An 11199-nucleotide genomic window follows, 5' to 3' on the forward strand; every position below is an offset into this window, starting at 1 on the left:
CACCCCCGCCAGTGTCTCCGCCGCGGACGCCCGGGCGGCTGCGACGTCGCCGTCGGCGACGGGGACGACCACCTCGAGGTAGCACTTGAGCTTCGGCTCCGTGCCGCTCGGCCGGACGATGACCCGCGCGCCGTCGGCGAGGCGGTAGCGCAGGCCGTCGGTCGGTGGCAGCGCCTCCGACCCGATGCTGAGGTCCTCGGCCTCCAGCACCGCGAGGCCGCCGATCGACGAGGGCGGGGTCTCGCGCAGCCGGGTCATCGCTGCGACGATCTCGCTGAGCTCGCTGACCCGCACCGACAGCTGGTCGGTCGCGTGCAGGCCGTGCTCGACCGCGATGTCGTCGAGCAGGTCGTCGAGGCCCCGGCCGGCGGCCTTGGCCTCGGCAGCGAGCTCGCAGAGCAGCAGGAGCGCGGAGACGCCGTCCTTGTCGGCGACGTGCTCCGGGTCGACGCAGTAGCCGAGCGCCTCNCGAGCGCCTCCTCGTAGCCGAACGCCAGCCCGGGCAGCCGGCCGATCCACTTGAAGCCGGTGAGCGTCTCGACGTACTTCTGGCCGGCGGCAGCGGCCAGCTTGCCGAGCAGCGAGGACGACACGATCGAGGTCGCGTAGGTGCCGCGCTTCCCGTTCTTCAGCAGGTGCGTGGCCAGCAGCGCGCCGACCTCGTCGCCGCGCAGCATCCGCCAGCCGGTCGGGCCGGGGATCGCGGCGGCGCACCGGTCGGCATCCGGGTCGTTGGCGACGACCAGGTCGGCACCGCTCCGCTCCGCGAGCGCGATCGCGAGGTCCATCGCCCCGGGCTCCTCCGGGTTGGGGAAGGCGACCGTCGGGAAGTCCGCGTCGGGCTGCTCCTGGGTCTCGACCACCTGCGGCGCGGTGAAGCCGGCCGTCTCGAGCACCTGGCCCACCGAGGTGCCGCCGACGCCGTGCAGCGGCGTGTAGACCACCTTGAGGTCGCGCGGGCCGTCGCCGGCGAGGTCGGCGACGGTGTCGAGGTAGCTGTCGACGACGTCCTCGCCCAGCACCCGACCTCCGGTCGCGGAGATCGGCTCGCGCGGCACCGAGGCCAGCGTGCCGATCGCGGCGATCCGCGCCGCGATCTCGGTGTCCGTCGGCGGCACGATCTGGCTGCCGTCGCCGAGGTAGACCTTGTAGCCGTTGTCCTGGGGCGGGTTGTGGCTGGCGGTCACCATCACGCCGGCGACACAGCCGAGCTCGCGGATCGCGTAGGCGAGCAGGGGAGTGGGCAGCGGCCGCGGGAGGATCAGCGGCGTGAACCCGGCGCCGCTCATCACCTCTCCGGTGTCCTGCGCGAAGACGTCGGAGTTGTGGCGGGCGTCGTAGCCGATCACCACCGTGCTGCCGTGGGTGGCGCCGTGGTCGCGGAGGTACGCCGCCAGCCCGGCTGCCGCGCGGATGACCACGATCCGGTTCATCCGGTTGGGACCGGCACCGAGGGCTCCGCGCAGGCCGGCGGTCCCGAACTCGAGGGTGCCGCGGAACCGGTCGGCCAGCTCGGCGACGGCCTCCTCCTGGGTGCCTCCCGGCCCGTGCTCCTCGATCCGCGCGATCAGCTCGGCCAGCTCGGCGCGGGTCCGCTCGTCGGGGTCCTCGGCCAGCCAGCTGCGGGCGCGGGTCAGCAGTACGTCGACGTCGGGGGTGGTCATGGAGGGCACGGTAGCGCCGTCGTCGCCGGGTCGGGCGACCCAGTTCGGGCGAAAGGCTGCAGGATCAGGGAATCCGACTTACGGTTCCGGTGAGGTGAGCAGAATTGTCTAGTCGCCGGTTGAAGACCGCTGCGATGTCATGGGTGCCGGTCATGGGGCTCATCGTCGCGTTGTTCGTCGCGCCCTCGAGCACGGGCGCAGCTGCTCGCGCCTCGCTCGACGTGACGCCAGACCATGGTGTCTACGGTGGGCAGCGGCTCACCTTCTCCGGCGCAGTGGGGCCGGGCAACCAGGCGATCTGGCTGCAGCGGCGCGGCGAGTCGGGCGCTGCCTGGGCCGACGTGCCGGACTCCATCCCGAAGCCGTGGACGACGGGTCCCGACGGCAGGTTCAGCTTCACCTTCCACGCCCCGGCGATGAACGCCGTCCAGTTCCGCGTGGTGAGCCGCACCGCGGAGACGCCGGCGCACGTCTTCAGCGCAGAGCACCAGGACGCCGACGTGCTCGTCCGCGAGAAGAACCCGGCCTCCGTGCAGTGGCCGGGGGAGGCCGTGCTGGAGCCACTCCCGCGCGGGCTCGCCGTCGACGGTGAGCCGTACGAGATCCGGGTCGACACGGTCAACCGGGCCAACGACGACAAGAAGCCGGTGCTGCTGGGCCGCGGGGTCAGGCTCGAGCTGCGGCAGCCGGACAGCTCGTGGGCGGTGCAGGGCAACGGTTCGCTCGACAGCAACGGGTTCGCCGACTTCGCGAGCGGCAAGGCCGCGGCCGACGGCGTCTACCGGGCCGTGCTCGAGGACTGGACCAAGTACGGCGACAACGTCGGCTGGTTCCCCTCGCTGCCGTTCTACTTCCGGATCGTCGACCGGCCGCTGACGGTCACCGGGCTGACGGTAGCCGCGACGACACAATCGTCGGTAACGCTGCGATGGACGCTTCCCGCGGACCCGAACCGACACAGCGTTGTCGTCGTCCGCGGTAGCGCTGGCGGCGTCGAGCCGACTTGGGCGACGCCGAAGAGGTTTGTGGTCGAGCCGATCGAGAAGCCGTCGGGCACGCTCTACACCTACAAGGACACCAACGGCATCCTGGCGAACCGCTCGTACCGCTACGCGGTCTACACGGTCAGCGCGGACGGCGTGTACAGCCGCCTCGCCGAGCGCATCACCGCCCAGACGCCGCAGGCGAAGCAGGGGGCGCGGCGATGAAGCGCCTGACGCCCGGGTTCGCCCTCCGCCTCGCCGCGCTCGCGACCGCGTTGGTCGTCGGTCCGGTCACCCTTGCCCCCGGCACCGCCGAGGCTCCGGTCTCCAGCGCGCTGGCGGGCGACAGTGTCACCGCCGCCCAGCGCTACGGGTGGCGCACCATGCAGTGGGACTACGCGTGGGAGTTCGGCGAGGACCTCGAGAGCCCTGCCTACCGCGGCGCGGACATCAGCGGCGGCAAGTGGCTCGACTACAGCAACGGCACCGGCCGGGTCGTGAAGTTCGGCGGCGGCATCGAGTTCCACACCGGCGAGCGGTACGACGGCTCGAAGGACCGCGGCGACACCCGGCTGACCCTCACCGGCAAGGCGGCGCGGTTCGGCCGCTGGGAGCTCAAGGAGCGCACCCGGCTGGACGAGAAGACCAAGGACGGCGAGCACACGTTCCTCGTCGAGCTGGTGCCCGAGGGCACCGGGCCGGAGGAGTGCCCCGCCTACCGGCTGACCCTCGCCCGCTCCGTGCTGGGCGCGCCGACCATCAAGATCGGCGTCAACGCCGGCGCGAAATCCTGGACCCGGACCCTGACCGGCTACGGGCGGAGCGGGGCGACCCTGCCGCCGCGGCTGTACGGCGTGCAGATCACCAAGCGGCGGATCACCTGGTTCGTCAACGGCCGTGCGGTCGCGTCGACCGCGGCCGACGCGGCGCGCCCCAAGGTCCCGCTGACGATGCGGATGAGTGTCATCAGCAACGGCGACGTCGAGATGGACAAGGCCGACGTCCTCATCGACTGGGTGCGCAACTACGACCTGAACAAGGGCACCAGGACGCCGCGGGGCTACTCGCTCGGCAGCGGGTCGCCGGGCGGCTGCTGATCGCTTGGTCTCGAGACGGTCGCTAGCGCGACCTCCTCGACCAACGGGGCCGGCCAGGGCGACCTCCTCGACCAACGGGGGCCGGCCAGCGCGACCTCCTCGACCAACGGGGGCCGGCCAGCGCGACCTCCTCGACCAACGGGGGCCGGCCAGGGCGACCTCCTCGACCAGCGGGCGGTTGGGCATCATGGGCGCGTGCTGGCGTCGTACTCGTTCGCTGCGTCGTGGGTGACCGCGGCGCCGCTGGCGGACGTGGCGGAGACCGTCCTCGACCTCGAGCGCTATCCCGAGTGGTGGCCGCAGGTGGTGGCGGTCGCGAAGCTCGGTCCCGACACGGCGCGGGTGCTGTGCCGGTCGGCGCTGCCCTACACGCTCGATCTGGTGCTCGACGCGGTCTCCCAGGAGCCGCCGGTGCTCGAGGTGGCGGTGAGCGGTGATCTCGAGGGCTGGGTGCGGTGGACCCTCACCCCGGTCGAGGGCGGCACCCGGACCGACTTCACGCAGGAGGTCGCGGTCGGTGGTGCGCTCGCCGCGCTGTCGTACGTCGCGCGCCCGGCGCTGCGCTGGAACCACGACCGGATGATGCGGGCGTGCGAGCACGGCTTGCGCGGTCGGCTCGAGGCGGCGCGATGAGCCTCGCCGATCCGCAGACCGTGCGCGACCTGCTGCTCGCCCACGCCGACGACGACGCGGCCGGCCTCGCCTTCGAGGACCGCACCTGGACCTGGCGGGAGTACGTCGCCGAGAGCGCCGCCCGCGCGCACGTCCTGCGCGGGCTGCTCGACCCGAGCCGGCCGCCGCACGTGGGCGGGCTGATGGAGAACACGCCCGAGATGGCGATGGCGATCGCGGCCGGGGCGATCGGCGGCCACGTCACCGCCGGGATCAATGCCACCCGCCGGGGCGCGGCGCTGGCCGCGGACATCCGCCGGGCCGACTGCCAGGTCGTGCTGACCGACGCCGAGCACCTGCCCCTCCTCGACGGTCTCGACCTCGCCGGCGTCACCGTCATCGACACCGACACCACCGGGTGGGCCGAGCAGGTCGCGACCGCGCCGCGGACGACCGACGGGTTCCCGGAGGTGGCCGCGCTCGACACGTTCATGCTGATCTTCACCTCGGGCACGAGCGGTGACCCGAAGGCGGTCCGGCTGACCCACCGGATGCCGGTGTTCGCCGGCGGGATGCTGGTCGACCGGTTCGGGCTCACCGCGGACGACGTCTGCTACTGCGCGATGCCGCTGTTCCACAGCAACGCCGTCGCCGCCGGCTTCGGACCGGCGGTGGCCGCGGGCGCCACCCTGGCGCTCGCCCGGAGGTTCAGCGCGCGCGGGTTCCTCGACGACGTACGCCGGTTCGGGGCGACGTACCTCAACTACGTCGGCAAGCCGCTCGCCTACGTGCTGGCCACCCCCGAGCAGCCCGACGACGCCGACAACCCGCTCCGGGTCGCCTTCGGCAACGAGGCGTCCGACCGCGACATCGCCGAGTTCGGACGGCGCTTCGGCTGCGTGGTGTCGGACGGGTTCGGGTCGACCGAGAACGCGGTCGTCGTCTCGCGGGTCCCGGGCACGCCGCCGGGCTCCATCGGCCAGCCGGCCGAGGGCGTGGCCGTCTACGACCGCGAGACCGAGACGGAGTGCCCCCGCGCCGAGTTCGACGAGTCCGGCCGGGTCACCAACCTCGACCGCTGCGTCGGCGAGCTGGTCAACACCACGGGTGCCGGGTTCTTCGCCGGCTACTACAACGACGAGGCCGCGACGGCCGAGCGGATGCGAGGCGGCCGGTACTGGTCCGGCGACCTGGCCTACCGCGACGCCGCGGGCTTCGTCTACCTCGCCGGACGCACCGCCGACTGGCTGCGGGTCGACGGCGAGAACCTCGCCACCGCCCCGATCGAGCGGCTGCTGCTCCGCCACGACGCGATCAGCCAGGTCGCGGTCTACGGCGTCCCCGACCCGCTCGTCGGCGACCAGGTGATGGCGGCCGTCGTGCTCCGCGACGGGGCCTCGCTCGGACCGGCCGAGCTGGAGCGGTTCCTGGCCGAGCAGCCGGACCTCTCGCCGAAGGCGTGGCCGCGGTTCGTGCGGGTCGCGTCCGCGCTGCCGAGCACGGCGACCAACAAGGTGCTCAAGCGCGAGCTCGCCGCGGAGGGCACCGAGACGGCGGACCCGGTCTGGGTGCGCGGCGAGCGCGATCGCCACTTCGCGCCGAGCCGGCCCACCGACAGGTGAGCCGGCCCGACGCGATGGAGAGGGATCAGCTGGCGCGGTTCATGGCCCGGACGCCGACCCACAGCCCGAGGACGCCGACGACGACGGACCCGGTGACGCCCCCGGCGATCGTGTCCACCGGGTAGTCACCGGCGAAGAGCGCCCGCTCGGCGTCGACGATGTAGTGCAGCGGGTTGAGGTCGGCCATGAGCTGCAGCCAGTCCGGCGCGCCGTCCAGGGGCAGCAGGACGCCGGCGAGCAGGAGCAGCGGGAAGATCGCCGTCTGCTGGACGGTCCAGAACACCCACGCCTGGTCCTTCGCGGCGACGGCGAGGGCCAGGCTCAGCGCACCGAGTCCGACACTGAACGGCACCAGCAGCAGGATGCCGCCGACGATGCCGGCGAGGTGCACGTCGAAGGCGAACGGAGCCACTGCCACCACGATCACCAGCGTCTGCAGCACGAGCGGCACCATCTCGCGCAGCGACTTGCCGATCATCAGCGCCGACCGCCGGACCGGCGACACCAGCAGTCGCTCGAAGGAGCCGCTGATGATCTCCTCGCTGAGGTTCGCGCCGGTGAACGAGGCGCTCATCAGCGCGGTCATCGACACGATCCCCGGGACGAACCACTGGAGTGCCGAGCCGGTCCCCGTGTCGGGAAGCAGCGGGGCGAACAGAGCCAGGAACACCAGCGGCTGGACCATGGCGAACAGGACCGAGGCCGGGTTGCGGAGCACCGGCATCAGCTCGCGGACGAACACGTTGCGGATGTCGGCGACGATCCCGACCGGCGCGGACGCGACCGCCGTACGACGGACGGAGGCGGTGGCCGGCGCGGTGTCGCGGGCCGAGGTGATCTCGATGGTCATGCTGCTTCTCCTTTGGACTCGCGCAGGCTGCGGCCGGTGAGGTTGAGGAAGACGTCGTCGAGCGTCGGTCCGACGACCTCCATCCGGGTGACGGGGGTCCCCGCGGCCGCGAGGTCGGCGACCAGGCCGGGCGCCGCGTCCCGGCCGAACGGGGCGCGGACGGTGACACCGGCGTCGGTGACCGTCACGTGCGCGCCGGGGATCCGGTCGGCCCGGGCCGCGGCTGCGTGCGCGTCGGCGGAGCTGCCGAACCCCAGCGACACCAGGTCGCCGAGCGCGGACTTCAGCGCTGCCGCGGTGTCGTCGGCGATCACGCGGCCGTGGTCGATCACGATCACGCGACCGGCGAGGGCGTCGGCCTCCTCGAGGTAGTGCGTCGTCAGCACGATCGTGGTGCCGAGCTCGGCGTTGAGCCGGCGTACCTGCTCCTGCAGGTTCACCCGGTTCTGCGGGTCGAGCCCGGTCGACGGCTCGTCGAGGAAGAGGACCGCCGGCTCCTGCACGAGCCCGATCGCCACGTCCAGCCGGCGCCGCTGGCCGCCCGAGAGCTGGGAGACCGGCCGGTCGGCGTGCTCGGTCAGGTCGAACGCCGCCAGCAGCTCCTCGGTCCGGGCGCGGGCATCACCGCGAGAGAGGCCGTGGGCGCGGGCCTGGCCGATCAGCTCGTCGCGCCCGCGGTACTGGTGGCCGGCGGCGTTGCCCTGGCCGACGTACCCGATCGAGCGGCGGACCGCGGCCCGGTCGCGGGTGACGTCGAAGCCCGCGACCTCCGCGGTGCCGGCCGTCGGCGCGATCAGCGTGGTGAGCATCCGCAGGGTGGTGGACTTGCCGGCGCCGTTCGGACCGAGGAACGCGACCAGCTCGCCGGGCGCGATCTCCAGGTCGAGGCCACGGACGGCCTCGATCGTCTGCTTGTTGGCGGGTGTAGTGGCGGGTGAGCCCGACGGTGCGGATCACCGGCCCCTTGCTGTGGTGGCTGCCGTGATGGCTGTCGTTGTGGTGGGTCATGGCTCTACGCTAGGAACCATTGCGGTCAGTTATTGACCGCAATCCGAACCAAGGTGGATCTCATGAGCACGAGCGCCCGGATGCTGCGGCTGTTGTCCCTCCTGCAGACCCACCGGTTCTGGTCGGGCGGCGAGCTGAGCGAGCGGCTCGAGGTGAGTCCGCGGACGCTGCGTCGCGACGTCGACCGGCTCCGCGACCTCGGGTACGACGTGGAGGCGGTCCGCGGGGTCGCCGGCGGCTACCAGCTGCGGGCCGGGTCCAACCTCCCGCCGCTGCTCCTCGAGGACGACGAGGCGGTGGCGATCGCCGTCGGACTGCGATCCACCGCAGGCGGCAGCGTCAACGGGGTCGAGGAGACGTCGGTCCAGGCACTGACCAAGGTGATCGCGCTGATGCCCCCGCGCCTGCGCCGGCGGATGGACGCGCTCAAGACGCAGACGGACGGCACGCCGTGGTCGGGCGGCCCGGTCCTCGATGCGGGCGTCCTGACCACGCTCGCCCAGGCGTGCCGCGACGACGAGGCGGTCACCTTCGACTACACGGCTGCCGACGGCACGGCCACCGGCAGGCGGGTGGAGCCGCACCGGCTGGTGAACCTCGGGCGCCGGTGGTACCTCGTCGCCTACGACCGCGGCCGGCAGGACTGGCGCTCGTTCCGCGTCGACCGCGTCACCGGGACCCCCCAGCTGACCGGTCAGCGGTTCCGGCCGCGCGAGCTGCCCGGCGGCGACGCCGTCGGCTTCGTCCGCGACGGGCTGCGGACCCAGCCGCAGCGCCACCAGGTCCGGGTCCGGCTGGCTGCACCGGCCGACGAGGTCGAGGCCGTCATGGGACGGTGGGGCTCCGTCGAGCCGCTGACCGACGGCGAGTGCCGGATGGTGCTCAACACCGACACCCTCGACTGGCCGGTGATGATCCTCGCCAACCTCGACTGCGCCTTCACCGTCGAGGGCCCGGCCGAGCTGTCCGAGCTCCTCGAGCGGGTGGGCCGCCGGTTCGTCTCGGCGGGTGCCTGATCAGATCTGCGGGACGATCCGGGTGAGCAGCCCGCCCATCCGGGTGGCGGCCGCGCGGCCGGCCTCGAGGACCTCGGCGTGGTTGAGCGGCTCGCCGCTCATGCCCGCCGCGAGGTTGGTCACCAGGCTGATGCCGAGGATCTCCATCCCGGCCTCGCGCGCCGCGATCGCCTCGAGGGTGGTGCTCATCCCGGCGAGGTGACCGCCGATCGCCCGCACCATGCCGATCTCGGCCGGGGTCTCGTAGTGGGGTCCGGGGAACTGCACGTAGACGCCCTCGTCGAGGGTCGGGTCGATCTGCTGGCAGATCGCCCGCAACCGGGCGGAGTAGAGGTCGGTGAGGTCGACGAAGTTGGCGCCGACGATGGGTGACGTCCCGGTCAGGTTGATGTGGTCGCTGATCAGCACGGGCGTGCCGGGCGTCCACGTCTCCTTGAGCCCGCCGCACCCGTTGGTCAGCACGATCGCGCGGCAGCCGGCGGCGGCCGCCGTACGCACGCCGTGGACGACCGCCGCGACGCCGCGGCCCTCGTAGTAGTGGGTGCGGCCCAGGAAGACGAGCAGCTTCTGGTCGCCGCCGTCGCCCTTCGCCGTGACCGAGCGGATCTTGCCGGAGTGGCCGGCGACCGCCGCGGCGCTGAACCCCGGCAGGTCGGTGACGTCGATCTCGGCGGTGGTCTCGCCGAGCATCTCCGCGGCGGGCAGCCAGCCCGAGCCGAGCACGAGCGCGACGTCGTGCCGGGCGACGCCGGTCAGTTCGGCGAGGCGGACAGCCGCCTGCTGGGCGAGGTCGTACGGCGAAGGCTGGTCGGTCACGAGGAGGAGGTTAACCGGCGGGGTCTCGTGACGGTCGCAGCGCGACCTCCTCGACCACCGATGGTCGCTGTCCGGGCGTCACGACCCGATCGTCACGACCCGATCGTCACGACCCGATCGTCACCACTGGCCGATCAGCGCTTCGGGCACGTACCCGTGCCGCACCCGCTGGGGGTGGTTGCCGACCTGGCGGTAGGCGAGCTCCTCGCCGGTGGTGGTGTCGATCACCGCGACCGCGTCGCTCTCGCTCAGGGAGATCCAGCAGGTGTCGCCGAGCCCCTCCGTGGTCCAGTAGGGCTTGCCGTAGTCGTGGCCGGTCGTCTCGGTGTCGTAGTAGCGCGCCTTCCCGGTGCGGGCGTCGACCAGGGCGGCGTAGTCGTCCATGGTGCCGGCGACGCACAGCTTGGTGCCGCGGCTGTTGATCGACATCCCGTGGTGCGCGGAGTCGTTGACGTACAGGTCGCGCGGCATCGTCGGCACCCGGTTCTCGAGGTTGACGATGCCCAGCACCCGGCCGACCGTCGGCTCGGGTACGCCCTCGAGGGTGTAGTCGGTCGTGCCGTTGAGGTCGGGCGCCTGGGTGTCGAACTTGACGTAGCCGTGGAAGAAGGACACCTGGAAGTAGATGTAGCGGGCGCCGGGGGTCATCGCCATCGGCCGGACCGCGCTGCTCATGTTCGGGAAGCCGGCCTCCTCGAGCTCGTGGCCGATCTCCCACCGACGGACGATCTTGAAGTCGGCGTTGCGCACGATCTGGAACCACCGGTCGCCCTTGACCGGGTCGGTCAGCGGGTCGAAGAGGGCGTCGAGGGCCTCGGTGCCGTCGCCGGGCGTGTAGACCCGGCCGATCGAGGCGTGGACGATCCGCTTGCCGTCCTTGGTGTAGTTGCTCTCGTGCGGGGTCTCTCCGGAGGGGAAGACCCGCAGTCGGTCGCCCATCTTGACCTGGGTGCCGTCGGCCAGCGTCTGGTCGACCATGGCGTACTCGATGACCTGGCGCGACGTGGAGTCGGAGACCAGCAGCCGGAGCCCGTCGGGGGAGAGGCCCATGTGGTCGGTGCGGAAGCCGTCCATCTGCTGCTCGCGGACGATCGCCCCGGGGAGGCCGAGGGTCGCGCGACGGACGTTGATCCACACCACGTCCGCGAAGCTGGGCCGCGACACCGCGAGGTAGTGGCCGTTGCGGGTGGTGAACATGTCGTCGACGTACTGGTCGTGACCCTCGCCGGGGCCGACCCGGATGGCGAGGAAGAGGGCCAGGTCGACCGGGTTGGCCAGGATCCGCGCCATCTCCTCGGCCTTGTCGGGGATCAGGTTGACCCCACGCTTGAGGACCTTGAAGGAGCGGGCGTCCACGATGCTGGCGGTGCCGTCCCAGTTGTTGCCCACCCACATCACGTCCCGCAGACCGACCGGGGCGGCCGCCTGCGTGCCCGGCGCGGGGGCGAAGTCGGCCGCGGGCGCGGCAGCGGCCGGAGGCGGCGCGGCGGGCGCGCTGGGGGTCGGTACGACGAACGCGGCGGGCGCGGCG

Annotated in this window: 9 protein-coding genes and 1 pseudogene; 5 read left to right on the plus strand and 5 right to left on the minus strand. The window is 72.5% G+C overall.

All coding sequences use genetic code 11. The annotated features are described in order from the left end of the window. A pseudogene (locus H0488_RS17715) lies at nt 1-1664 on the minus strand (phospho-sugar mutase); the annotation flags it as partial. Between the two features lie 152 nt (nt 1665-1816). Here H0488_RS17715 and H0488_RS17720 point away from each other — a divergent pair. The 4 genes from H0488_RS17720 to fadD1 all read left to right on the plus strand — a co-directional run bounded on the left by H0488_RS17720 (nt 1817) and on the right by fadD1 (nt 5978). Further along, complete coding sequence (locus H0488_RS17720; protein WP_183100570.1) at nt 1817-2872, plus strand: fibronectin type III domain-containing protein; 1056 nt, start codon at nt 1817-1819, stop codon at nt 2870-2872. After that, the gene (locus H0488_RS17725) at nt 2869-3744 is read left to right on the plus strand and encodes a hypothetical protein (protein WP_183100571.1); all 876 of its coding nucleotides are present in this window, start codon (nt 2869-2871) and stop codon (nt 3742-3744) included. The genes H0488_RS17720 and H0488_RS17725 overlap by 4 nt, the downstream gene beginning before the upstream one ends. Nucleotides 3745-3939: 195 nt before the next feature. Continuing rightward, entirely contained in the window at nt 3940-4377 is a 438-nt protein-coding gene (locus H0488_RS17730; RefSeq protein WP_183100572.1) for an SRPBCC family protein, read from the plus strand. Continuing rightward, entirely contained in the window at nt 4374-5978 is a 1605-nt protein-coding gene (gene fadD1, locus H0488_RS17735; protein WP_183100573.1) for a fatty-acid--CoA ligase FadD1, read from the plus strand. Before H0488_RS17730 ends, fadD1 begins: the two co-directional genes overlap by 4 nt. Nucleotides 5979-6003: 25 nt before the next feature. On the opposite strand, the gene H0488_RS17740 is transcribed toward fadD1, so the two are convergent. Together H0488_RS17740 and H0488_RS17745 are read right to left on the minus strand one after the other, a co-directional pair. Continuing rightward, the gene (locus H0488_RS17740) at nt 6004-6828 is read right to left on the minus strand and encodes an ABC transporter permease (protein ID WP_183100574.1); all 825 of its coding nucleotides are present in this window, start codon (nt 6826-6828) and stop codon (nt 6004-6006) included. Then, entirely contained in the window at nt 6825-7733 is a 909-nt protein-coding gene (locus H0488_RS17745; RefSeq protein ID WP_312856410.1) for an ABC transporter ATP-binding protein, read from the minus strand. Before H0488_RS17745 ends, H0488_RS17740 begins: the two co-directional genes overlap by 4 nt. Before the next feature lie 165 nt (nt 7734-7898). Here H0488_RS17745 and H0488_RS17750 point away from each other — a divergent pair, with 165 nt between their 5' ends. Next, on the plus strand, nt 7899-8852 hold the full coding sequence (locus H0488_RS17750) for a helix-turn-helix transcriptional regulator (RefSeq protein WP_220794734.1): 954 nt from the start codon (nt 7899-7901) through the stop codon (nt 8850-8852). On the opposite strand, the gene H0488_RS17755 is transcribed toward H0488_RS17750, so the two are convergent. Further along, nucleotides 8853-9668 (minus strand): purine-nucleoside phosphorylase, encoded by an 816-nt coding sequence (locus H0488_RS17755; protein WP_183100575.1) that lies wholly within the window; start codon nt 9666-9668, stop codon nt 8853-8855. Between the two features lie 120 nt (nt 9669-9788). Continuing rightward, nucleotides 9789-11199 (minus strand): YncE family protein (locus H0488_RS17760; RefSeq protein ID WP_183100576.1); only part of this gene is annotated, 1411 nt, incomplete at its 5' end.

The sequence above is a fragment of the Nocardioides pelophilus genome, from assembly GCF_014180685.1.
Classification (GTDB): domain Bacteria; phylum Actinomycetota; class Actinomycetes; order Propionibacteriales; family Nocardioidaceae; genus Nocardioides; species Nocardioides pelophilus.